This window comes from Streptomyces sp. NPDC101110 (assembly GCF_044759525.1).
Classification (GTDB): Bacteria; Actinomycetota; Actinomycetes; order Streptomycetales; family Streptomycetaceae; genus Streptomyces.
In genome coordinates, this window is sequence record NZ_JBIVZM010000011.1 from 82,167 (window position 1) to 105,713 (window position 23,547).

Here is a 23,547-nt window from a genome sequence, read left to right on the forward strand (position 1 = left end):
GGCCGGCCGGGGAAAAACCGCGTGCGCGGACGGGCCGTCTCCGATCACGATGACCCCGTGCCCCGCCTACCCCACCCCGCCCCCGAGGAACTGCGCCGCGACCCGATGCCGCTGCGCGGCCGCACCGCGCTCGTCACCGGCGCCAGCCGCCGCGGCGGCATCGGGCACGCCGTGGCCCGCCGCCTTGCCGCGTACGGCGCGAGCGTTTATCTGCACCACCACGTCCCGCACGACGCCGAACAGCCCTGGGGCGCGGACCGCCCCGAGGACGTCCTCGCCTCCGTCCGCGACGCGGCCGGCGACCCCGGGGCCCGGATCGTCGCGGGCCCCGGCGACCTGGCCGACCCGGCCGTACCCGCGGAACTCGTCGGCAGGGCCGCCGACGCGCTCGGCGGCCGGCTCGACATCCTCGTCGCCAACCACGCGCAGAGTGGGTTCGACGGCCCGCTGGACGAGATCGACGCGGCGATGCTCGACCGGCACTGGTCGGTCGACACCCGCGCGGTCCTGCTGCTCGTCCAGGCACACGCCCGGTCGAGACCGCCCGGCCCCGGAGGCCGCGTGATGATGATGACCTCGGGGCAGGACATCGCGGACGGCATGCCGGGCGAGATCGCCTACGCCCTCCAGAAGGGCGCCCTCGCCTCGATCACCCGCTCCCTGTCGACGACGCTCGCCGAGCGGGGCATCACGGTCAACACCGTCAACCCGGGCCCCGTGGACACGGATTACCTGACCGGCGAGGTCTACGACGCCGTAGCCGCCCGGTTCCCCACGGGCCGGTGGGGCATGCCCGACGACCCGGCCCGCCTCATCGCCTGGCTCGCGACCGACGAGGCGGGCTGGATCACCGGCGAGGTCATCAACTCCGAGGGCGGATTCCGCCGCTGATCACAGGGCCGACAACTCGTCCACCAGGTCGTCCAGACCGAGCGAGCCCTGCGACAGCGCCGCCATGTGCCAGGCCTTCGGGTCGAAGGCGTCGCCGTGGCGGGCACGGGCGTTCTCGCGGCCCAGCAGCCACGCCCGCTCGCCGAGCTTGTAGCCGATGGCCTGGCCCGGCATGGACAGGTAGCGGGTCAGCTCGCTCTCCACGAAGTCGGCCGGCCGGCTGCTGTGCGAGCCGAAGAACTCCTGCGCCAGCTCGGCCGTCCAGCGCTCGCCGGGGTGGAAGGGCGAGTCGTCCGGGATCGTCAGCTCCAGGTGCATGCCGATGTCGATGATCACGCGCACGGCCCGCATCATCTGGGCGTCCAGGTACCCGAGCCGGCGCTCCGGGTCGGTCAGGAAGCCCAGTTCGTCCATCAGGCGCTCCGCGTACAGCGCCCAGCCCTCGGCGTTGGCGCTCACCATGCCGACGCTCGCCTGGTAGCGGGAGAGGTTCTGCGCCACGTGCTTCCACTGGGCCAGCTGGAGGTGGTGGCCGGGCACGCCCTCGTGGTACCAGGTCGACACCAGGTCGTAGACCGGGAAGCGCGTCTCGCCCATGGTGGGCAGCCAGGTGCAGCCCGGGCGCGAGAAGTCGTCCGAGGGGGGTGTGTAGTAGGGGGCCGCGGCACTGCCCGGAGGGGCGATGCGCGACTCCACCCTGCGCACCCGCTCGGCCAGGTCGAAGTGGGTGCCGTCGAGCGCGTCCATCGCCTCGTCCATGAGGCTCTGCAGCCAGTCGCGGACCTCGTCGACGCCCTCGATGTGTGTGCCCTGCGCATCGAGGTGGGCTAGCGCCTCCCACGGCGTGCCGGCGCCCGGCAGGATCTTCTCGGCCTCGGTCTTCATCTCGCCGAGGAGGCGGTGGTACTCGGACCAGCCGTAGGCGTACGCCTCGTCCAGGTCGAGGTCCGTGCCGTTGAAGTAGCGCACCCAGCGCGCGTACCGCTCCCGGCCCACCACGTCCGGCGCGCCCTCGATTGTCGGCGCGTACACGTCCCGCATCCAGTCGCGCAGCCGGACCACGGCCTCGGTGGCCGAACGGGCGGCGGTGTCCAGCTCGGACCGCAGGGACTCGGGGCCGGCGGCCGCGTACTGCTCGAACCAGCCGTGGCCCTCGCCGTCCGCGTCGGCCCACTCGCCCAGCTGCTGCACGAAGGTGGCCGTGGCACGGGGCCCGCCGTACAACTTGCGCTCCAGGCCGAGCGCCAGGGACTCCCGGTAGCCCTCCAGCGCCGCCGGAACCGGGCGCAGCCGCTCGGCGATCGCCGTCCAGTCCTGCTCCGTCTGCGCCGGCGTCACGGTGAACACCTGCCGCACCGCGTGCGCGATGGAACTCAGGTTGCTGACGGACCGCAGGCCCTCATCGGCCTCGTGCACCGCGAGTTCGGCACCGAGCCGCTCGCGCAGCAGTCGCGCGCACCGGCGCTCGATGTCGCTGTCCGCGCCGGGCAGCCGCTCGGCCTCGTCCAGCCGGGCCAGCGTCCGGCGCGCCAGCTCGGCGAGCGCCTCCTGGCCCGCGGGCGAGGTGTCGGGCAGCCTGCTCGAACTCTCCGTGTCACCGAGGTACGTACCGGTGATCGGGTCGAGGGCGACGAGCTCGTCGACGTACGCGTCGGCGACCTCACGGGGCAGCGGGCTCTTGATCTCAGACATGCGGCCATCCTCGTACGGCGGACCCCGCGCGTCACGCGGATTGAGCCGAGGGCGAAGGCGGCAGCAGCGGGCCGCACTCCCACTGCTGGAAGATCAGCCGCGTCTCCACCCGGGCCACCTCCCGCTGCGACGTGAACTCGTCCAGCACCAGCCGCTGCAGATCGGCCATGTCGGCGACCGCGACATGCACCAGATAGTCGTCGGGACCGGTCAGGTGGAACACCGTCCGCGACTCCGGCAGGGCCCGGATCCGCTCCACGAACGGCCCCACCAGCTCCCGCCGATGCGGCCTGACCTGCACCGACAGCAGGGCTTCCAGCCCCCGTCCCAGCTTCGCGGGGTCCAGCTCCAGCCGGTGCCCGAGGATCACGCCCGAGCGGCGCAGCCGCGTCACCCGGTCCAGACAGGTGGAGGGTGCCACCCCGACCTGGGTGGCGAGATCCCGGTAGGTCGCCCGGGCGTCGTTCTGCAACAGCCGCAACAGATGGAGATCCACCGGATCCAGTACGACAGATTCAGCCATTGGCCGAACGTAACACGGTATGTGCGCCCGGCGGCCCGGTCGATGTTCACCCTTGCCCACCATGGACATGGACACAACGAGCACGCGCGCCCACGACGACATGCGCACCGCACCGCGAGCCCTCGCCACCGAGGCCGTGCACGCCGGGCGGGACGACCTGGCCCGGCAGGGTCTGCATGCCCCGCCGATCGACCTGTCCACCACCTACCCGTCGTACGACAGCCGCGGCGAGGCGGCCCGGATCGACGCGTTCGCCACCACCGGCGCCGAGCCGGACGGCCCGCCCGTCTACGGGCGGCTCGGCAACCCGACCGTGGCCCGTTTCGAGACGGCCCTGGCCCGTCTGGAGGGCACCGAGGCGGCGGTGGCCTTCGCCAGCGGCATGGCCGCGCTCAGCGCCGTCCTGCTCGTGCGCGGCTCCATGGGCCTGCGGCACGTCGTCGCCGTACGCCCCCTCTACGGCTGCAGTGACCACCTGCTGACCGCCGGGCTGCTGGGTTCGGAGGTGACCTGGACCGATCCGGCCGGCGTCGCCGGTGCCCTGCGCCCGGACACCGGCCTCGTCCTCGTCGAGTCCCCGGCCAACCCGACCCTCGCCGAGGTCGACCTGCGGGCCGTCGCACACGCCTGCGGTTCGGTGCCGCTGCTGGTGGACAACACCTTCGCCACCCCGGTCCTCCAGCGTCCCGCCGAGCACGGTGCCCGGCTGGTCCTGCACAGCGCCACCAAGTACCTCGGGGGCCACGGCGACGTCCTCGCCGGTGTGGTCGCCTGCGACGAGGAGTTCGCGGGCCGGCTGCGCCAGGTGCGCTTCGCCACCGGCGGTGTCCTGCACCCCCTGGCCGGCTACTTGCTGCTGCGCGGCCTGTCCACCCTCCCCGTCCGGGTCCGTGCGGCCTCCGCCACGGCGGCCGAACTGGCCGGGCGCCTCGCCGCCGATCCGCGGATCGCCCGGGTGCACTACCCGCGCATCGGCGGCGCCATGGTCGCCTTCGAGGTGCACGGCGACCCGCACGAGGTGATCGCCGCGGTCCGCCTGATCACCCCGGCGGTGAGCCTCGGCAGCGTGGACACCCTCATCCAGCACCCTGCCTCCATCAGCCACCGCATCGTCGACGAGGACGACCGCAAGGGAGCGGGCGTCAGCGACCGGTTGCTCAGGATGTCAGTGGGCCTGGAGGACGTGGAGGATCTCTGGTCGGATCTCGACGCAGCGCTGGGACAACGCCCCGAAAGGGGCGCGGGGAACTGCGCGGGCCACCGCAACGCACCCGCAGCCGTCCACTGACGCTCAGCCCTACTGCGCGGAGGCGCTCCCCAGCTCCTCCGCGCTCGTCACGACCGCCTCACCCAGCCGCGCAGTGATCACCAGCGTCCCCTCCTCGACCTGGTAGTCCAGAGGCAGCCCCAGCCCCCGCATCGCGGCGACCATGCCGGGGTTGGACGCCTGCGTCACGGCGTACACGCTGGAGCACCTCGCCTCGACGGCCATGGCCACGAGCCGCGACAGCAACTCCGCCCCGACGCCCCGCCGCTGCCAGGGGTCCTCGACGAGCAGCGCCACCTCCGTCTCGTCCCCGTCCCACAGGAGATGACCGAGCCCGACGATCCGCCCGGAGGCGGTCTGCACCGCGAGCGTGCGGCCGTAGCGCGGGCTGAGCAGGTGGTTGAGGTACCGGTCGGCGTCACCGACGGGCCCGTGATAGCGCTGCTTCAGCGTGCGCGGCGAGCACCGCTCGTGCATCGCCCTGGCCGCTTCGAGGTCGCGGGTGTCGGCCCGCCGGACGGTGATGTCGCTGCCCTCGGGGAGCGTGAACACGTCCCGCCCGTGCGGCAGCCGGGGCCCGAGCCGGGCGTCCAGTTCGACCAGGGCCCTCGCCCGGGCGAACTCGGTCGGCGTGAACGGCAGATACGGCCGCTCCACGATGATCATGCCGCCCTCCGGAGCGCGCAGCCGCATCACCGTGTCGTCGAGGGCCCCTTCCACGGCGAGGGACTCGGTTGCCCGGTCGGCACCGGCCGGAGCGGGCCGGGACCGGATCGTGCAGCGGCCCAGCAACTGCCTCAGCGCCAGGGGGAGTTCCGCCGAGTCGAGTGCGGTGCGGGCGGCGAGTCCCAGGACCCGGGTCGGCGCGTCCACCAGGTCGTGGGCGTCGGCCCGCTCGATCCAGGTGTCGGCGCCGCCGGCCGACTCGACGGCGGTGGTGAGCGCGGACGCCGGCAGATCCGCCGGGCCCCGCAGCAGGAATTCGTCCACCGTGCCCTCGGCGAGCGGGTGCGTCTGGAGGCTCACGATGTCGACGCGCTGCCCGGCCAAAGCGCCGCACAGCGCCGCCAGTGCCCCCGGTTCCTCCTGGACCGTGGCCCGCATCCGCCACAGGGTGTGCGCCCCCGGCACCGTTTCCGGCGCCGGGGACCCGGTATCACTCGTCGGCGGTTCGTGTTCCTGGCGTCGTGTCCGCCAGACGTGGAACGCCGCCGTGATCCGCTGCCACGAGGTGGCGGGGCGGCAGTTGTCGTCGGTGTGCGTCACATGGGTCACTTCTCGCGTCATGCACCCACTGTGACGGAGCGGTGTTGCGTGATCGCGAACGCATTGTGACCGGCGGGTAAAGGAGGCATTGTGCCCTCTTTGTCGACGCTTCAAACGTTGCGCTGCGTGCCTACTGGCCGACCAGGCCCGGCTGGAGCGTCTTCGTGAACAGTACGGTGCCGTCCTGCTCCCGCAGACGTACCGTCAGTTCGCCGCTGTGGCCGTCGATGTCGACCTCGCCGAAGAACTGGTAGCCGTCGGCGGGGGAGACGTTGGCCATGGCCGGGGCCTTCACGAACACGCGGTCCGGGCCGAAGGTGCCGTCGAGCGCGTTCGCGGGGAAGGCGCCGGCGTTGAGCGGGCCCGAGACGAACTCCCAGAACGGCTCGAAGTCGGTGAAAGCGGCCTTGGACGGGTGGTAGTGCTGTGCCGAGGTGTGGTGGACGTCGGCCGTGAGCCACACCGTGCCCGTGATCCGGCGGTGCTTGACGAACCGCAGCAGTTCGGCGATCTGCAGCTCGCGGCCGAGTGGCTCGCCGGGGTTGCCCTGCGCGACGGCCTCGATGTTCGGCGCGTCCGGGACGACCAGTCCGAGCGGCATGTCGGAGGCGATCACCTTCCACACCGCCCGCGACCGGGACAGCTCGCGCTTGAGCCAGTCCAGTTGCTCACGGCCGAGGATGCCCTGCGGGTCGGTGCTCTGGTCGTCGGGCGAGTTCGCGTTGCGGTAGGTGCGCATGTCCAGGACGAACACGTCCAGCAGCGGGCCGTGGTGCTGCACGCGGTGGACCCGGCCGTCGGGGCGGCGCAGTGTCGAGATCGGGAAGTACTCGGAGAACGCCCGGCGGGCACGGGCTGCGAGCACGTCCACGCGCTTCTCGGTGTAGCGGGTGTCGGTGAGGATCTCGCCCGGGTACCAGTTGTTGACGACCTCGTGGTCGTCCCACTGGACGACGGACGGGACCCGGGCGTTGAAGGCGCGCAGGTTCTCGTCCAGCAGGTTGTAGCGGAAGTTGCCGCGGAACTCCGTCAGCGTCTCGGCGACCTTCGCCTTCTCCTCGGTCGTGACGTTGCGCCAGGTCCGCCCGTCGGGCAGGGCCACGGTCCCGGTGATCGGGCCGTCGGCGTAGATGTTGTCGCCGCTGCAGAGGAAGAAGTCCGGGTCCAGGGCGCCCATCGCGTCGTAGATGCGGTAGCCGCCGCGCTCCGGGTTGATGCCCCAGCCCTGCCCCGCGAGGTCGCCGGACCAGACGAACCGCACACCGTCGCGGCGCTTGGCGGATGCCGTGCGGAACGTGCCGGTGACCGGCTCGCCGGCGCGGCGCGGGTCGTCCGGGTCGGCGAGCAGCACGCGGTAGTGGATCTGCTCGCCGGACGGCAGGCCGCGCAGCCGGGTCGTACCGGTGAAGTCGGTGCCCGGACCCAGCAGCGGGCCGTGCCATCGGTGCGGGTCGCGGAACGACTCGGTCGCCGACGTCTCCACGATCATCCGGGCCGGGCGGTCGGAGCGCACCCACACCAGCCCGGAGTCGCAGGTCACGTCACCGGCCTGCACACCCCAGCGCGCCGTCGGGCGCCCGGAACGTGCGAACGCGGGCGCCGCGCCGAGGGCGGTGGGCAGGGTCAGGGCGGCCGACGCGGCGAGGGAGCCGCGCAGGACGCCACGGCGCCCGGGCGACGGACGGTGGGACTGGGACATGGATACGCCTCCAGGGACGGGATCCGGCCAAGTGTGCAGAGCCACACCTACTGGCACGTCGCGGCGCACACACGAACCCCAAGTGAACAACTGACCGCAGGGTGAGGGAACGCGCGAACCGGTCGGCTCACCCGGTCGCGGCCCGCGCCATCAGGCGAACGCCCTCGGCGATCCGCGCGGGCGGCACATGGGCGTAGCCCAGCACCAGCCGGACCTCCCCGGCCGGCCCGGCGGCCGCGGGCCCGGCCGGCGTGTGGGTGTAGGCCGACAGCGCACGCACCGCCACCCCCGCCTCCGCCATGCGTGCGAGGAACCGCTCCTCGGGCCCGTACCGCCGCGGCAGAGTGGCGATCACGTGCAGACCGGCGGCGATCCCGGACACCTCCGCCCCCGGGAAGTGCGCGTCCAGGGCGGTGACCAGCGCGTCGCGCCGGTCACGGTAGGCGCGCTGGCAGCGGCGCAGCTGACGGTCGTAGTCGCCGCGCTCCAGGAAGCGGGCGAACAGCGCCTGGTCGAGGGCCGGATGGCCGAGATCCATCGTGCGTTTGCGTTCGACGACCTCCTCCGTCCAGGCCTCGGGCACCAGCAGCCAGCCCAGCCGCAGGCCCGGCGCGAGGGACTTGCTGACCGAGCCGGTGTAGGCCACGCGGTCCGGGTCGAGGCCCTGGAGCGCGCCGACGGGCGCGCGGTCGTAACGGAAGTCGCCGTCGTAGTCGTCCTCCAGGACGATTCCGTCCGCGGCGCGAGCCCAGTCCAGCAGTGCGGCCCGGCGCTCGGCCGAACAGGCGATGCCGGTGGGGAACTGGTGGGCCGGCGTCGTCACCACGGCCCGTACGCCGGACGCCCGCAGCGGCTCCAGGGCGACACCCTCGCCGTCCAGCGGCAGGGGTACGGCGGTGACCCCGGCCGACTCGTACAGCGCGTCGTGCTGGGGGCTGCCCGGGTCCTCCACGCCCACGGCCCGCAACCCGCGCGCGTGCAGCGCGAAACCGAGCAGGGCCGTCGCCTGGGCCACGCCCGAGACGATCACGATCCGCTCGGGGTCGGCCACCACGCCGCGCCGCCGGGCGAGCAGTTCGGCCAGTGCGGTGCGCAGCCTCGGCAGCCCGCGCGGATCGGGGTACCCCAAATCCTGATGCGGCAGTTCCGCGAGCACGGCGCGCTGCGGCGGCCCACGCCGCGCGCGGGAACAGCGCCAGGTCCGGCGTCCCGGGCACGAAGTCCGTGCGGGTGCCGGAGGCGCGCGGAGCGAGATCGTGCGCCCGCGGCCGGACGGCCCGTACGGCCGCGCCCACCCACGTTCCGGCTCCCCGGCCGCTGCGCAGGTACCCCTCGGCCGTCAGCTGCTCGTACGCCTCGGTGACCAGCCCGCGGGACACCCCCAGGTCCGCCGCGAGGTCACGGCTCGACGGCAGCCGGGTGCCCGGTGCGAGGCGGCCCGAGCGGACGGCCTCGCGCAGCGCCGCCTGGAGGGAACGGCCACGCGTGCGCGCCGGTGCCGACGCGGCGGGGAGCAGCAGTTCCCAGGCGGCGGACGCGGAGCCGTCGCGCGGGTCGCTCTGTGGTGGCCTCATGAGGGGAGACCTTAGAGGCTGCGCTCCGTACGGGTCAGCGGCTGCCGTCGAGGACGACCCTGGCCACCAGCGCCGGGTCGTCGTTCATCGGGACGTGACCGCAGCCGGGCAGCCGCACCAGCCGGGCCCCGGGGATGACGCCCTTGGCACGTACGCCCTGGCGGGGGATGAGCAGCCGGTCCCGGTTGCCCCACGCCACGGTGACCGGGGTCCCCACGATGTCGTCGGTGAACTGCACGGTCCGGCCGGAGTGCAGGGTCTCGGAGAACCCCTGGGCCCGGGCCAGCGCCAGCGTCTCGGCGACCACCGCCTCGGGTGAACGGCGGCCCGGCCGGGCGTAGATGGTGCTTGTCAGCAGGGTGCGGCCGAGGGCCGGACGGGCCAGCCGCTCCACCAGCTGCGGCGGCATCCGCCGGGCGATCTGCCGCATCGCCGTCAGCACGGCGAAGGCGTAGCGGCGCTCCGCCTCGTTCCAGAACCCGGCCGGCGACAGCGCGGTGACCGAGCGGACGAGCTGTGCCCGGGCCAGGTCGAGTGCCAGCAGGCCGCCCAGCGAGTTGCCCGCCACGTGCGGCCGTTCGATCTCCAGCGCCTCGAAGAGGGCCGTCAGGACCGTGCTCATCGTGGGCAGGTCGTGCGCCATGCCGTCCGGGAGCGCCGGCGACTCACCGCAGCCCGGCAGGTCCACGGCGATCACGTCGCGTTCGGCCGCCAGCGCCGGGATCACCGGGTCCCACACCTGCCGATGGTGTCCGATGCCGTGCAGCAGGAGCAGCGGCTCGCCGCTGCCCCGGCGCGTATAGGACAGAGTCACGCTCTGCTCGCCCCGCGCGGAGGCGACTTTGAAGGAGACGGTGGCGGACATGGGGTGCTCCTCGGCTGTACTCGCTGACGGACGCCGTAGACAGCTTGTCAGCAATTGCTACCCGCGGGTAGCCCCAGGGTGTCACCACCTTCACGGTGCCCGCCCGCTCAACGCGCCCGCCGCACCTCCAGGTTGAAATCACCGTGCCCGAACTTCCGGAACAGGCCGGCCCACAGGGGCAGCCACATCTCCACGGCGCGGGCCGCCCGGATGCCGCCGAGGTCGAGCACACGCTCCGCCGGCCAGCCGAACTCCCCGAGCAGCGCCGTCACCTGCTCCTTGGCCTCCGGGTCGTCCCCGCAGACGAAGACGTGGTGATCGCCCGGCACACGGGCGGGATCCACCATCACCCGGCAGTTGACCGTGTTCAGCGACTTCACCACGCGCGCGTGCGGGAAAGCCCGCTGGAGCTGCTCGCCCACACTGTCCGACTCGACGGGGGACAGCCGCAGTTCGCCCTCCTCGAACGCCAGCGGGTTGGACACGTCCACCACGACCTTGCCGTCGACGTTCTGCGCGCCCGCCGCCTCCAGCACAGCCAGTGCCACCCGCCCGCCGACCGCGTTCACCACGACCTCCCCGAACTCCGCCGCCTGCGCGAACGTGCCCGCGCCGGCCCGGGGGCCCGCGGCAGCCGCCCACTGCACGGCGGCCGTGTTGTCCGGGGTGCGCGAGCCGAGCCGCACCTCGTGCCCCAGCTCCACCAGCCGTCCGCCGAGCGTGCGCCCGACCTGTCCCGTGCCCAGCACCGCGTACCGCATCGCCACCTCCGCAGCCGTCGCCGCCGATCAACGGCGTCCTGTCGGCCATTCTGTCCGGGAAGGGCCGGTTCCGCCTGGACAGGTCCTCACCGGTGGGCTGGGATGGAGCCGTGACCACCGAGACCCCGACCGACGTGTTCGAAGCCCACCGCCCCGTCCTGCTGGGCGTCGCCTACCGGATGCTGGGCCGCGTGGCCGACGCGGAGGACGTCGTCCAGGACGCCTGGCTGCGCTGGTCCGGCACCGACCGCGGCGACGTGCGCGAACCCCGCGGCTACCTCGTACGGATCACCACCCGCCTCGCCATCGACCGGCTGCGCCAGATCAAGGCCCGCGGCGAGACCTACGTCGGCCCCTGGCTGCCCGAGCCCTGCGCCACCGACTTCGGCGACACCGTGCCGGACACCGCCGAACGGGCCGTTCTCGCCGACTCCGTCTCCCTGGCCGTACTCGTCGTACTGGAGTCGCTGTCACCCCTGGAGCGGGCCGTGTTCGTGCTGCGCGAGGCCTTCGGCTTCCCCTACGCGGACATCGCCGCCATGCTCGACCGCGGCGAACCCGCGGTGCGCCAACTGGCCGGGCGGGCCCGCAAGCACGTCGAGGAGCGGCGTCCGCGCTTCGAGGTCGACCCCGCCCAGCGCCGCGACCTCACCGAACGCTTCCTCGCCGCGGCGGCCGACGGCGACCTCGAAGGCCTGATGGCGCTGCTCGCCCCGGAGGTCCGGCTCGTCGGCGACAGCGGCGGCAAGTCGCGGGCGCCGCTGCGGGTCCTGCAGACCGCCGACAAGGTGGGCCGGTTCCTCGTCGGCGTGGCGCAGAAGAGCCTTCCCGGCATGTCCGTGCGCTTCCTGGAGCTCAACGGCGGCCCGGCCGCGCTGATCCTGACCGACGGCACGCCCGACTCCGTCTTCCAGATCGATGTCGCCGACGGCCGCGTCCAGTCCGTGTACATCATCCGCAACCCCGACAAACTACGGTCCCTGACGGCCCTTTAGCCCGCCGCCGGGAGGCCCGTGGCCTGTCATGAACGGCCCGTGAACGTTCCCGGCCATTGGTCTTGACCAAGGATCAGGGCCGACCTATGGTCGCAGAGAAGTGCAACAACCTTTAATAAACAAGGGCGCTAAAACGCCGCCGACCACGGCGATTGCGGAGGACAGGGTGGGGACCACGCAGCTGGAATCGGTGCAGGAACCGAAGTACTGGCATCTCAAAACGGTGCTCAGCGAAGCGCTCGACTCGGAGTTCTCGGTGGGCGAGATCCTGCCCAACGAGCGCGACCTCGCGGCCCGCTTCGGAGTCGCCCGCGCCACACTCCGCCAGGCCCTGGAGCAACTCGAACTCGAAGGCAGGCTGCAGCGTCGCCGCGGTGTCGGCACGACCGTCGCACCGCCCCGCGTGGGCGTCTCCCTCGGCACCGGCCCGCACGCCTGGCCGGGCGGCCCCGAGGACGCCTGGCAGCCCGTCGACTGCACAGCGGCCGTCCCGCCGGCCGGCGTCGCCGACGCGCTGGAGACCGGCCGGGACGAGCCCGTGCACATCGTGCGGCGCTCCCGTGTCTCGCACGGCCGGCCGGTGGCCGCGGAGCTGCTGTACATCCCGGAGCCCTCCGTGTCCGAGCTCTCCGGCATCGACGCGCCGTCGGGGGCGGCACGTGCGCGTGCGGTGCTGCGGGAACTGCAGCGGCTGGAGCTGGAGCGGCAGGACAACGCGGTGGAACTCGGCTCCGCCGGGGCCGAGGAGGCGAAGGAGCTGGACCGGCTGCCGGGCGCGCCGGTCCTCGTCGTCACGACCCGCTTCGTCTCCCTGGGGCGTACGGCTGCGCTGTCCGTGGCGACCTATCGTGCGGACACGTGCCGCCTCACCTTCGGTGACCCGGGGGGTGTGGAGATCCACGCCGGGATTCAGCGGCGGGCGTCCTGAGCCCGGCGACGCAGGGGTGCGGAGTGCGGACGGCTGCCGGCGCGCTGTGGCTTGTCGCGCCGTTCCCCGCGCCCCTTCGGGGCGCTGTCGTCAGGGGCGTTCCACAGTGAACAGCTGCTCTTCCACGTGGTCCAAGGCCAGACGCAGGGCCCCCGTCGCCACGGCTGCGTCTCCCAGGGCCGAGAGGGTCACCTCCGGGGGACGCAGGCAGTAACGGGCCAATTCCTCGCGGAGGGGGGCCAGGACACCGTCCAGGCCCGCCGCCCAGCCGCCGATCACGACGAGCTCGGGGTCCAGGGCGAGGACGAGGGCGGCCACGTCGTGGACGAGGCGCTGGATGAAGCGGTCGACGGCCGCGCGGGCCCGCCGGTCGCCCTCGCGGGCCTGTGCGAAGACCTCGGCCACGGCCTGCTCGTCGAGCGGGTGGAGGGGCTCGTCCGTGGTGGACAGGAGCGTCTCCGGCGTCACCCCCCGGCCCAGCAGATGCAGCGCCCCGATCTCGCCGGCCGCCCCGCCGTAGCCCCGGTGCAGCCGGCCCCCGATCAGTGAACCGGCGCCCGGGCTGAGCCCCGCCAGTACGAAGACCACGTCGTCCGACTCGGTGGCCGCGCCCTTCCAGTGCTCGGCGACGGCAGCCGCGTTGGCGTCGTTCTCGACCAGCACCGGGCACTTGAACGACCGGCCCAGCCGCTCGCCCAGCCGCAGCCCCGTCCAGCCCGGCAGCGCCGTGCCCAGCCGCACCGTGCCGTCGGCCTCGACGATCCCGGGCGTCGCCACGCCCACGGCCCGCAGCGAACCGCGCGCCACCCCGGCCCGCCGCAACAGCTCGGCGACGGCCCCGCGCAGCCGCTCCAGCCGCTCGTCGGCCCCCGCGGTCTCAGGCACCTCCCTGGCCTGCCCGCCGATCACCCGGCCGTCCAGGTCGGACAGCATCGCCGCCACTCGGTGCGCCCCGATCTCCAGCCCGAGCAGATGCCCGGCCTCCGCCCGGAACCGGAACCGCCGCGCCGGACGCCCCTGCCGCCGGGCAGCCCCCTCCTCGGCCGCCTTCTCGACGACCAGCCCGGCCTCGATGAGCCCTTCGACGACGCCCTCGACCGTGGGCCGGGACAGCCCCGTCACCCGTGTGATCTCGGTCAGCGTCGCGCAGTCCGTGGCGCGCAGCGCGTGCAGCACCACCGCGGAGTTGATCCTTCGCAGCAGCGAGGGATCCCCGCCGGTCAGCCGCCCCACCGTCCGTCCTCCCAGGTCGTGCGCGTGATGGCCGGATCGTACTTCGGCAGGGCGCACCCCGGCGAGGGGCGGGCACCCGCCCGCCGATCAGCCCGGCGCCACGAACCCCGACTCGTACGCCGCGATCACCGCCTGGGTCCGGTCCCGCGCCCCCAATTTGGCGAGCACCGCGCTGACATGCGACTTCACCGTCTCCGTCCCCACGACCAGCCGGGCGGCGATCTCCGCGTTCGACAGGCCCCGCGCCATCAGCCGCAGCACCTCCGCCTCGCGCTCGGTGAGCCGGGCCCGCTCCAGCACGGCCCGTGCCGCGCGGTTCCCGCCGGTGTCGCCGTACTCGGCGGCGAGCTGCCGCACCGACGCCGGGAACAGCAGGGACTCGCCCTCGGCGATCAGCCGCACCGCGTGCACGATCTCGGCCGGCCGGGCCCGCTTGAGCAGGAACCCGTCAGCGCCCGCCCGCAGTGCCTCGTACACGTACTCGTCGTTCTCGAAGGTCGTCACCACGAGGATCCGGGGCGGATCGTCGACCGTCCGCAGCAGCGCCCGGGTGGCCTCGATGCCGTCCAGCAGCGGCATCCGCACGTCCATGGCGACCACGTCCGGACGCAGCCGCCGCACCAGGGGGATCACCGTCGCCCCGTCCGCGGCTTCGCCGACGACCTCGATGTCGGGCTGTGCCTCCAGCACGGCCCGCAGACCCGCGCGCACGAGGGGTTCGTCGTCGACGAGGAGAACGGTGACCGGCATCGGAACAGCGTAGATCAACTCAGCGGCAGTTCGGCATGGACCTGCCAGTCGCCCCCGTCCGGTCCCGTGAGGGCATGGCCGCCGAGCAGGGCCGCGCGTTCCCGTATCCCGCGCAGGCCACTGCCGCGCCCGGCGCCGGACATGCCGCCCGGCAGGGGGTTCCGTACCGCGAGGACGACGGTGCCGTCGGCGACGCGGACACGGACGCGGACCGGGACCGCGCCCGCGTGCCGCAACACGTTGGTCAGCGACTCCTGGAGAATCCGGTAGCCCTCCCGGGACACCGGCCCGGGCACCGTCTCCACCGGGCCGGTCACCTCGGCGTCGACCTTCGCCCCGGAGGCCCGGGCGGACTCCAGCAGCCGGTCGGCGTCCGCCAGCGTCGGTCTGCCGCTCACCGGCTTCTCCGACTCGCGCAGGACCCCGAGCACCCGCTCCAGATCCTCCAGGGCGGCCCGGCCGGTCTCCTCGATGGCCTCCAGGGCGCGGTCGGTGAAGGCGGGATCGCCCGCCGCCCGGGCGGCCCCCGCCTGCACCACGGCGACCGTGAGCGCGTGACCGATGGAGTCGTGCAACTCGCGTGCGATCCGCGTGCGTTCCAGCAGCTGTTCGGTGCGCTCCTCCAGTGCCGCCATCCGCTCGGCGTGCGACGGCCCGAGAAGGCGCCCCGCCAGGGCGGTCATCAGATGGCCCGACCAGACCACGACCACGCCGAGCAGGGCCAACGGCAGGGGCGCCAGCAGCGCGTACCACCAGTGGTTTCCCTCGACGGCCACGAATCCGCCGGCGGCGGGCCCCTGGCCGAGGCCCGCCGTCAGCAGGTCGACCGCCAGCAGCGGCATCTGGACGGAGACGTGGGCCACCGCCCAGCCGAGGCACAGCCGCGCCTCCAGCCACACAGCCGTCCGCCCGCGATCGGCCCAGGTGGCCGACGGGGTGGTCACGATCTCCGGGCTGTCGGCGCCCTGCCGGGGCCCGGCCAGCAGCAGCCTGGCCTGGAACCCCTCCACGACCCGCGTGACGGGCACCAGGCCGGCGAGTCCGAGCAGAACGGCGGCTGTGACCTGCGTCCACCAGGCCTCCTCGACGAACAGCCACAGCGACGGCCACACGATGGCCACCACGATGTGCAGCCACCGCTTGTACGTGATGGCCCGCGTGAGCGGGCGCAGCATGCGGACCATCGCGCCATCGTGCCAGCCACCATCGGCGGTGAGCCTCCCCCGCACGGGGGAGACGATCTCCACCGCAGGGGGAGGCCGGCGCCCTCCGCCGAAGGCCACGCTGCTGCCATGACCAGCATCGACGTCCAGGACCTCACCAAGGAGTTCGGCACCCGGCGAGCCGTGGACCAGCTCACCTTCCGCGTTCTGCCCGGCCGCGTCACCGGCTTTCTCGGCCCCAACGGCGCCGGGAAGTCCACCACCATGCGGCTGGTGCTGGGCCTCGACCGGCCCACCGCCGGCTCCGCCACGATCGGCGGCCGGCCCTATCCGGCGCTGCGCGAACCCCTTCGCCACGTGGGCGCCCTGCTCGACGCGCGGGCCGCGCACGGTTCCCGCACGGCCCGCGACCACCTCCGCGTCCTGGCCGCGAGCAACCGCATCCCGGACCGGCGGGTCGACGAGGTCCTCGCGGAGACGGGCCTGGCATCGGTGGCCCGGCGCCGCGTACGGACGTACTCGCTGGGCATGCGCCAGCGGCTCGGCATCGCCGCCGCCCTCCTGGGCGACCCCGAGGTGGTCATGCTGGACGAGCCGTCCAACGGCCTCGACCCCGAAGGCATCGTGTGGATCCGCCGGTTGCTGCGCCGGCTCGCGGGGGAGGGACGCACGGTCCTGGTCTCCAGCCATCTGATGAACGAGACCGCGTCCTTCGCCGACCACCTGGTCGTCCTCGGCCGGGGGCGGCTCCTCGCCGACACCCCGATGCGGGACTTCATCGACGCGCGCGTGCGGCCCCGGGTCCGCGTTCGCACGACCGAACCGGACGCCCTCGCCTCGGCCCTCGCCCGCCACGGCCACGACGCCGAGGAACACGCGGACGGGCACTGGACCGTGCACGACGCACGCGTGGACGACGTCGGTCGCATCGCCTCGGCCGCGGGCGTGCCCGTCCTGGAGCTGGCCCCCGAAGAAGGCACTTTGGAGCAGGCCTACTTCGACCTCACCGGGGCCGAGACCGAGTTCACCGCACAGCCGCAGGAGGCCTGACCATGGAATTCGCACCCGTACTGCGCTCCGAGTGGCTGAAGGTCCGCACGCTGCGCTCGCTGCCGGGAGCGCTGCTGGCGCTGTTCGCGGCGACCACGGCGTTCTCCGCGCTCGCCGGAGCCTCCGACGTCTCAGGCCCGGGGTTCGATCCGCTGTTCACGGCACTGTCGGGCGTCATACCGGGTCAGATCGCCGCCGTCACCTTCGGAGCCATGGCCGTGTCGTCGGAGTTCCACCGGGGCGGGCTGCGGCTCTCCCTGGCCGCGGTGCCGCAGCGCGGCCGCTGGTTCGCGGCCAAGGCGGCCGTCATCGCCGTGCCGGCGCTGCTGGTGGGGCTGTTGACGGGCCTGGCCGCCCTGCTCGCGGGGCGGACGGGACTCGGCACGGCGGCCGACGGGCTCAGCGCCGGTGAGCAGGCGCGCGGCGTCGTGGGGTGCGGTGTCTACCTGATGCTGATGGCACTGTTCGCCGCGGGGATCGCCGCCCTGCTCCGCAGCGGCGTGGCGACCCTCTCGCTGCTGGTGCCGTTCATCCTCGTCGTGTCGTTCGTGATCGGCGACGCGACGGGCACCGTCGCCGACTTCCTGCCCGACAAGGCCGGGCAGCTGGTCCTCCGGGAGACGTACGACGGCACCCTCGGGCCTTGGTCGGGCCTCGGGGTGACCGCGCTGTGGTCGGCCGCCGCACTGCTGGCGGGAGCCTGGAGGGTGCGCCGCAGGGACGCGTGAAGGAGGGCCGGGCCGGTCGATTCCGGTCGAGGTCCCGTCGAGGCCGGTCAGGGACCCGCCGTAGGCGATCGTTCCGGTCGGCCTTCGGCGGCTTCCCGCAGCCGTCCGAACTCCTCGGCCATCGTCTCGACCGTCCAGTGCGCGTTGAGCCCGCTCGGATTGGGCAGCACCCACACGCGGGTGTCACCGATCGTCCGCGCCTGCGGTCCGACCCGCGCCTTGCGGTCGTCGAAGGCGGCGCGGTACGCGGTCACGCCGACCACGGCCAGCCAGCGCGGCCGCAGCCGTGCCACCTTCGCCGCGAGCAGCCGCCCGCCCTCCCGGTACTCCTCGGCACTCAGCTCGTCGGCCCGGGCCGAGGCCCGTGCCACGACGTTGGTGATGCCGAGCCCGTACGACAGCAACTCCTGCTGCTCGGACGGCTTCAGCAGCCGCGGCGTGAACCCGGACCGGTGCAGCACCGGCCAGAAGCGGTTGCCCGGGCGGGCGAAGTGATGGCCCGTGGCGGCCGTCATCAGACCGGGGTTGATGCCGCAGAACAGGACGTGCAGACCCTCCGCGACCACGTCGGGCACGACGCGGCCGCGGGCGGCCTCCAGCTCCTCGGGCGTGAAACGCGCCATCGCGGGCGGCGCGTCAGAGGATCGCGCCGGGCGTGTAGCCCGCGGCCCCGGGGTGCTGCTTGACGATCTCCTCGACCCGGGCGACGACGGCTGCGACCTGGTCGCCCGCGGCACCGGTGAAGGACAGCTTGTCGGCCATCAGCGCGTCCAGCTGGTCACGGTCCAGCGGGATGCGCGCGTCGGCGGCCAGCTTGTCGAGCAACTCGTTGCGCTCGGCGCCCTGCTCGCGCATGGCGAGGGCGGAGGCGACGGCGTTCTCCTTGATCGCCTCGTGCGCGAGCTCCCGGCCGACACCCGCGCGCACGGACCCCATGAGGACCTTGGTGGTGGCGAGGAACGGCAGGTAGCGGTCCAGCTCACGGGCGACGACCGCCGGGAACGCGCCGAACTCGTCGAGCACCGTCAGGAACGTCTCCAGCAGACCGTCCAGCGCGAAGAACGCGTCCGGCAGCGCGACCCGGCGCACCACCGAGCACGACACGTCGCCCTCGTTCCACTGGTCGCCCGCCAGCTCGCCGGTCATCGAGGCGTAGCCGCGCAGGATCACCATCAGACCGTTGACGCGCTCGCAGGAGCGGGTGTTCATCTTGTGCGGCATCGCCGAGGAGCCGACCTGGCCGGGCTTGAAGCCCTCGGTGACCAGTTCGTGCCCGGCCATCAGCCGGATCGTCTTGGCCAGCGACGACGGCGCCGCCGCCAGCTGCACCAGCGCCGTCACGACCTCGTAGTCCAGAGAGCGCGGGTAGACCTGGCCGACCGAGGTGAACGCCTGCGAGAAACCCAGGTGCGTGGCGATCCGCTGCTCCAGGTCCGCGAGCTTCGCGGCGTCCCCGCCCAGCAGGTCCAGCATGTCCTGCGCGGTGCCGACCGGGCCCTTGATGCCGCGCAGCGGGTAGCGTCCCAGCAGCTCCTCAATCCGGCCGAACGCCACCAGGAGCTCGTCGGTGGCGGTGGCGAAGCGCTTGCCGAGGGTGGTGGCCTGCGCGGCGACGTTGTGCGAGCGGCCGGCCATGACCAGCTCGCCGTACTCGCCGGAGAGCTTGCCGAGCCGGGCCAGGACGGCGACCGTGCGGTCGCGCACCAGCTCCAGCGACAGGCGGATCTGCAGCTGCTCGACGTTCTCGGTGAGGTCGCGGGAGGTCATGCCCTTGTGCACGTGCTCGTGCCCGGCGAGAGCGTTGAACTCCTCGATCCGCGCCTTCACATCGTGCCGCGTGACCTTCTCGCGCTCGGCGATGGAGGCCAAGTCGACGGTGTCGAGGACGCGCTCGTAATCGGCGAGCGCCGCGTCCGGCACCTCGATGCCGAGGTCCTTCTGGGCCCGCAGCACGGCGAGCCAGAGCTGCCGCTCCAGCTTCACCTTCTGCTCGGGCGACCAGAGCGTGGCGAGCTCTGCGGAGGCGTAGCGTCCGGCAAGGACGTTCGGGATGCGGGGCTTGGCGGGAGCGGAAGTCACGTGGACGGATTCTACTGGCGATTCGTGCAGGCCAGCGCCGCGGGTGTCTTCGTCGGAACCTACGAGAGCAGTTCGGCGGCGTCCACCTGCGGCTACGCCGGGTCCGCGTAGGGGAGCAGCTCCGGCCGCTTCGGGGGCAGTCCGTCCCCGGAGGAGCGGCCCGTCAGGCGGCGGCCTATCCACGGCAGCAGGTGTTGCCGGGCGAACCGCGCGTCCGCCACCCGCCGCATCACCCAGCCCGGCGGCAGGGTCGCCGGCATCGGCGTGCGCCACTCGGCGTCCTCCGGGTCGTGGCCCAGCGTCTGCCAGACCGCCTCGGCGACCCGGCGGTGGCCCTCGGCCGTCAGGTGCAGCCGGTCCACGTCCCACATCCGCGGGTCGCTCAGGGAGGGTGCGCCGTACAGGTCGACGACGACAGCGCCGTGCCGGGCGGCCAGCTCGTCGACGCAGGCGAACAGTTCCTCCATGCGCGGCCGGAACCGCTCCAGGACGGGGCCCTGACGGCCCGGGCTGCGCATCAGGACGAGCTGCCGGCAGGCGGGGGCCAGCTTCTCCACGGCCTCCTCCAGGAGCCCGCGGACCCGGCCCATGTCGCACTTGGGCCGCAGCGTGTCGTTGAGCCCGCCGACCAGGGTGATCACATCGGCCCCCATGGCCGCCGCCACGTCGACCTGCTCGTCGACGATCTGCTGGATCAGCTTGCCGCGCACGGCGAGGTTGGCGTAGCGGAAGCCGGGCGTACGGGCCGCCATCCGTGCGGCGAGCAGGTCGGCCCAGCCCCGGTAGGTGCCGTCGGGCATCAGGTCCGACATGCCCTCGGTGAAGGAGTCGCCGAGGGCGACCAGGCTGGTGTAAGTGGGATGCGTCTGCATGGCGACGCAAATGGTATCCCGTGCACATACCCGCCGGTCGGTCGGTCCCGCGAAACGGGGGCCGGACGCGCCGGGCCGACTGCTCCGACAGCCGTGCCGGACACGGTCACCGGACTGCTCCCGCGGGTTGCCGGACGTGGTCGCCGGACTGTTTCCGCGGTCGGCCGGACGTGGTTCTCCACGTCCGGCAGAGCGGACGGCTCCCACCGGGCTGCCGGTCCCGGTTCCTCACGCCCGCTGCCCGAACAGCTCCCGCAGGACGTCCTCCATGGTCACCAGGCCGGCCAGCCGCCCGTCCGTCCCGAGGACGGCCGCGAGGTGGGTGCGGCTGCCCCGCATCGCCGTGAGGACGTCGTCCAGGGGCGTGTGCTCCCGCACGCGCGCGATGGGGCGCATGTCCCGCAGCCGGAACGGCACGGTGCGCCCGGCGGCGTCCAGGGCGTCCTTCACATGCAGGTAGCCGACGATCCGCCGCCCCTCGTCCACCACCGGGAAGCGCGAGAAACCGGACTCCGCCGACAGCCGCTCCAGCGCCTCCGGCGTCACCCCCACGCTCGCGTAGACCACGCGTTCCAGCGGCAGCACCACGTCCCGCACCGGGCGGCGGCCCAGCTCCAGCGCGTCGCGCAGGCGTTCCTGGGCGCGGTCGTCGATCAGGCCGGCCTCGCTGGAGTCCTTCACGATCTGCGCTATCTCGGCGTCCGAGTAGGAGGCGGCGACCTCCTCCCGGGCCTCCACCCGCAGCAGCCTCAGCAGGGCGTTGGCGAACGCGTTCACCGTGAAGATGACCGGGCGCAGGGCGCGGGACAGCGCCACCAGGGGCGGTCCGAGCGCCAGGGCGCTGCGCACCGGCTCGGCGAGCGCGATGTTCTTCGGCACCATCTCACCGAGCAGCATGTGCAGATAGGTCGCGAGGGACAGGGCGATCACGAAGGACACCGCGTGTCCCGCCCCCTCGGGCACGCCCACCGCGTGGAACACCGGCTCCAGCAGGTGCGCGATCGCGGGCTCGGCCACCACACCCAGGACCAGCGTGCACAGCGTGATGCCGAGCTGGGCGGCCGCCATCAGCGCGGACACGTGCTCCAGGCCCCACAGCACGCTCTTGGCGCGCCGGTCGCCCCGGTCCGCGTAGGGCTCGATCTGGCTGCGGCGCACGGAGATCAGCGCGAACTCGGCACCCACGAAGAACGCGTTGACGACGAGCGTCGCCAGTCCGATCAGCAGCTGGACGGCGGTCACAGCTCCACCCCCTTCTCGTCGGGCCGCCGGTCGTCGAGGGGAGCCCGCAGCCGCACCCGGGCCGCCCGGCGCCCGGTCGCGTCCAGGACCTCCAGGTGCCAGCCGGCGACCTCGAGGGTGTCACCGGCGGCCGGTATCCGGCCGAGCACCGACGCCACCAGCCCGGCGAGCGTCTCGTAGGGCCCTTCCGGCGCGCGCAGCCCGATCCGTTCCAGGTGGTCCACGCGCGCGGACCCGTCGGCCGAGTACAGCGCGTGCCCGGACTCGTCGGTGCCGGCCGCGGCCAGGTCGGGAGTCTCGTGCGGGTCGTGCTCGTCGCGCACCTCGCCGACGACCTCCTCGACGATGTCCTCCAGCGTGGCCACGCCCGCCGTGCCGCCGTACTCGTCGATCACGACGGCCATCGTGCGCTTGCCGGAGAGCCGGTCCAGGAGCCGGTCGACGGTGAGTGTCTCCGGGACCAGCAGGGGTTCGCGCATCAGCTCGGATACGTAGATCCGGGTCCGGCGCTCGGCGGGCACCGCCAGCACGTCCTTCACGTGTGCCGTGCCGACCACCGAGTCGAGGGTCCCGCGGTAGACCGGGAACCGGGACAGGCCCGTCGCCCGGGTCGCGTTCGCCACGTCCTCCAGGGTCGCCTGCACCTCCAGCGCGACGACCTGCACCCGGGGCGTCATGACATTCTCCGCGGTCAGGTCGGCGAGGTTCAGGGTCCGTACGAACAGCTCGGCGGTGTCCGCCTCCAGGGCGCCCTCCTTGGCGGAGTGCCGGGCGAGGGCGGCCAGCTCCTGCGGCCCGCGCGCCGAGGCCAGCTCCTCGGCCGGTTCGACTCCGATCCGGCGCACCACCCGGTTCGCCGTGTTGTTCAGGTGCGTGATGAAGGGCCGGAACGCGGCGCTGAACCAGCGCTGGGCGTTGCCCACGGTCTTGGCGACCGTCAGCGGCGAGGAGATCGCCCAGTTCTTGGGCACCAGCTCGCCCACCACCATCAGGAACACCGTGGACAGGGCGGTGCCGATCACCAGCGCGATGCTGTGCGACGCCGAGCGTGAGACGCCGAGGTCCTCCAGCGGCCCCGCGATCAGGGCGGCGATCGACGGCTCGGCGAGCATGCCGACCACCAGGTTCGTGACGGTGATGCCGAGCTGCGCCCCGGAGAGCTGGAACGTCAGGTTCCGTACGGCCTTCAGCGCGCCGTGCGCACCGCGCTCGCCGCGCTCCACGGCCTGCTCCAGCTCGGCGCGCTCGACCGTGGTGAGGGAGAACTCGGCCGCGACGAAGGCACCGCAGGCGAGCGAGAGCAGGATCGCCGCCAGGAGCAGGAGCACTTCGGTCATCGGTTCACCCCCGTTCCATGGTTCTCCAGGACGGGGTGGAACGCGCGGTGTCGCGCACGGGGAGGCTCGCCCATGGGCGGAGGCTCACAACCTTTCATGCCGGACCGAGTGGCCATTCAAGGGTAAAGGATGGGCAAAGTCCTCTTCCGGACGCGACCACCACCTCGTGGCCGCGCCTACTCGGTGAGCGGCTTCACCCAGCGTCGCCACTGCTCCTCTGCCCCGTAACCCGCCGCTCCCCACGTCCGGTGCGCGGTCTCGTTGCGCGTGAGCACCATCGCGTCCGCGCGGCGCCCGCCGAGCCGTACGAACCGCTCCTCCGCGGCGGCGAGCAACGCGGTCGCGATGCCCCGGCGGCGCTGGTCCGGGTGCACGGCCAGCCGGTACAGGTGGCAGCGCCAGCCGTCGAACCCGGCGATCACCGTGCCGGCCAATGCACCGCCCCGTTCGGCGAGGATCAGCGCCTCGGGGTCACGCGCGACGAGCCGCCCCACCCCGCCGTGGTCGTCGCTGATGCTCGTGCCCTCGGCGGCGGCCCTCCAGAAGGCCAGCACGGCGTCGATGTCCTCGGGCGTCGCGGCCCGGATGCGCAAGTCGGTCATCGCATGATCACAGCATCGGCGCCTGCCCGC

General features: G+C 73.2%; 21 protein-coding genes and 1 pseudogene. 6 read left to right on the top strand and 16 right to left on the bottom strand.

Going from position 1 to position 23,547, the window contains the following annotated elements:
• Positions 1-57 precede the first annotated feature (57 nt).
• Positions 58-891: an SDR family oxidoreductase gene (locus ACIQU3_RS24945; RefSeq protein WP_403738060.1), complete on the top strand. Its 834-nt coding sequence runs from the start codon at positions 58-60 to the stop codon at positions 889-891.
• Here the strand turns inward: ACIQU3_RS24945 and ACIQU3_RS24950 are convergent, their stop codons facing one another.
• Entirely contained in the window at positions 892-2,583 is a 1,692-nt protein-coding gene (locus ACIQU3_RS24950; RefSeq protein ID WP_403927805.1) for a DUF885 domain-containing protein, read from the bottom strand. It lies immediately after the preceding gene.
• 31 nt (positions 2,584-2,614) lie between these two features.
• Positions 2,615-3,106 (bottom strand): Lrp/AsnC family transcriptional regulator, encoded by a 492-nt coding sequence (locus tag ACIQU3_RS24955; protein WP_403738066.1) that lies wholly within the window; start codon positions 3,104-3,106, stop codon positions 2,615-2,617.
• A gap of 67 nt (positions 3,107-3,173) precedes the next feature.
• On the opposite strand from ACIQU3_RS24955, the gene ACIQU3_RS24960 reads away from it, so the two are divergent.
• On the top strand, positions 3,174-4,394 hold the full coding sequence (locus ACIQU3_RS24960; RefSeq protein ID WP_403738646.1) for a trans-sulfuration enzyme family protein: 1,221 nt from the start codon (positions 3,174-3,176) through the stop codon (positions 4,392-4,394).
• A 9-nt stretch (positions 4,395-4,403) separates the two neighbouring features.
• Here ACIQU3_RS24960 and ACIQU3_RS24965 read toward each other — a convergent pair whose 3' ends face one another.
• The 5 genes and pseudogenes from ACIQU3_RS24965 to ACIQU3_RS24985 all read right to left on the bottom strand — a co-directional run bounded on the left by ACIQU3_RS24965 (position 4,404) and on the right by ACIQU3_RS24985 (position 10,538).
• Positions 4,404-5,660: a GNAT family N-acetyltransferase gene (locus tag ACIQU3_RS24965; RefSeq protein ID WP_403927807.1), complete on the bottom strand. Its 1,257-nt coding sequence runs from the start codon at positions 5,658-5,660 to the stop codon at positions 4,404-4,406.
• 109 nt (positions 5,661-5,769) lie between these two features.
• On the bottom strand, positions 5,770-7,338 hold the full coding sequence (locus tag ACIQU3_RS24970) for an alkaline phosphatase D family protein (RefSeq protein ID WP_403927809.1): 1,569 nt from the start codon (positions 7,336-7,338) through the stop codon (positions 5,770-5,772).
• A 127-nt stretch (positions 7,339-7,465) separates the two neighbouring features.
• Positions 7,466-8,912, bottom strand: a pseudogene (locus ACIQU3_RS24975) (PLP-dependent aminotransferase family protein).
• Between the two features lie 34 nt (positions 8,913-8,946).
• A complete protein-coding gene (locus tag ACIQU3_RS24980) occupies positions 8,947-9,777 on the bottom strand; it encodes an alpha/beta fold hydrolase (RefSeq protein WP_403738080.1) in 831 nt (276 codons plus the stop codon).
• 107 nt (positions 9,778-9,884) lie between these two features.
• Positions 9,885-10,538 (bottom strand): NADPH-dependent F420 reductase, encoded by a 654-nt coding sequence (locus tag ACIQU3_RS24985; protein ID WP_403738083.1) that lies wholly within the window; start codon positions 10,536-10,538, stop codon positions 9,885-9,887.
• Between the two features lie 110 nt (positions 10,539-10,648).
• Here ACIQU3_RS24985 and ACIQU3_RS24990 point away from each other — a divergent pair, with 110 nt between their 5' ends.
• Positions 10,649-11,533, top strand: coding sequence for an RNA polymerase sigma-70 factor (locus ACIQU3_RS24990; protein WP_403738089.1), 885 nt, complete (start codon positions 10,649-10,651; stop codon positions 11,531-11,533).
• Between the two features lie 166 nt (positions 11,534-11,699).
• Entirely contained in the window at positions 11,700-12,461 is a 762-nt protein-coding gene (locus ACIQU3_RS24995) for a GntR family transcriptional regulator (RefSeq protein WP_403738096.1), read from the top strand.
• Positions 12,462-12,551: 90 nt separating this feature from the next.
• On the opposite strand, the gene ACIQU3_RS25000 is transcribed toward ACIQU3_RS24995, so the two are convergent.
• From ACIQU3_RS25000 to ACIQU3_RS25010, 3 genes are all read right to left on the bottom strand, one after another.
• Positions 12,552-13,694 (bottom strand): ROK family transcriptional regulator, encoded by a 1,143-nt coding sequence (locus ACIQU3_RS25000; protein WP_403738099.1) that lies wholly within the window; start codon positions 13,692-13,694, stop codon positions 12,552-12,554.
• A gap of 87 nt (positions 13,695-13,781) precedes the next feature.
• Positions 13,782-14,444 carry a response regulator gene (locus ACIQU3_RS25005; RefSeq protein WP_403738106.1) on the bottom strand — a complete coding sequence of 221 codons (663 nt, stop codon included), beginning with the start codon at positions 14,442-14,444 and terminating at the stop codon, positions 13,782-13,784.
• 14 nt (positions 14,445-14,458) lie between these two features.
• Positions 14,459-15,628, bottom strand: a complete 1,170-nt coding sequence (locus tag ACIQU3_RS25010) for a sensor histidine kinase (protein WP_403927812.1) — start codon at positions 15,626-15,628, stop codon at positions 14,459-14,461.
• A 108-nt stretch (positions 15,629-15,736) separates the two neighbouring features.
• On the opposite strand from ACIQU3_RS25010, the gene ACIQU3_RS25015 reads away from it, so the two are divergent.
• Both ACIQU3_RS25015 and ACIQU3_RS25020 read left to right on the top strand, forming a co-directional pair.
• On the top strand, positions 15,737-16,657 hold the full coding sequence (locus ACIQU3_RS25015; protein ID WP_403738111.1) for an ABC transporter ATP-binding protein: 921 nt from the start codon (positions 15,737-15,739) through the stop codon (positions 16,655-16,657).
• Between the two features lie 2 nt (positions 16,658-16,659).
• The gene (locus ACIQU3_RS25020; protein WP_403738114.1) at positions 16,660-17,385 is read left to right on the top strand and encodes an ABC transporter permease; all 726 of its coding nucleotides are present in this window, start codon (positions 16,660-16,662) and stop codon (positions 17,383-17,385) included.
• Between the two features lie 47 nt (positions 17,386-17,432).
• Here ACIQU3_RS25020 and mug read toward each other — a convergent pair whose 3' ends face one another.
• The 6 genes from mug to ACIQU3_RS25050 all read right to left on the bottom strand — a co-directional run bounded on the left by mug (position 17,433) and on the right by ACIQU3_RS25050 (position 23,517).
• The gene (gene mug / locus ACIQU3_RS25025; RefSeq protein WP_403927815.1) at positions 17,433-18,008 is read right to left on the bottom strand and encodes a G/U mismatch-specific DNA glycosylase; all 576 of its coding nucleotides are present in this window, start codon (positions 18,006-18,008) and stop codon (positions 17,433-17,435) included.
• 13 nt (positions 18,009-18,021) lie between these two features.
• A complete protein-coding gene (gene purB, locus ACIQU3_RS25030; RefSeq protein WP_403927818.1) occupies positions 18,022-19,464 on the bottom strand; it encodes an adenylosuccinate lyase in 1,443 nt (480 codons plus the stop codon).
• A 92-nt stretch (positions 19,465-19,556) separates the two neighbouring features.
• A complete protein-coding gene (locus ACIQU3_RS25035; RefSeq protein ID WP_403738123.1) occupies positions 19,557-20,336 on the bottom strand; it encodes an SGNH/GDSL hydrolase family protein in 780 nt (259 codons plus the stop codon).
• A 228-nt stretch (positions 20,337-20,564) separates the two neighbouring features.
• Positions 20,565-21,578 carry a hemolysin family protein gene (locus ACIQU3_RS25040; RefSeq protein WP_403927821.1) on the bottom strand — a complete coding sequence of 338 codons (1,014 nt, stop codon included), beginning with the start codon at positions 21,576-21,578 and terminating at the stop codon, positions 20,565-20,567.
• Positions 21,575-22,915, bottom strand: coding sequence for a hemolysin family protein (locus ACIQU3_RS25045; protein ID WP_403738129.1), 1,341 nt, complete (start codon positions 22,913-22,915; stop codon positions 21,575-21,577). Before ACIQU3_RS25045 ends, ACIQU3_RS25040 begins: the two co-directional genes overlap by 4 nt.
• Positions 22,916-23,091: 176 nt before the next feature.
• Complete coding sequence (locus ACIQU3_RS25050; protein WP_403927824.1) at positions 23,092-23,517, bottom strand: GNAT family N-acetyltransferase; 426 nt, start codon at positions 23,515-23,517, stop codon at positions 23,092-23,094.
• Positions 23,518-23,547 lie beyond the last annotated feature (30 nt).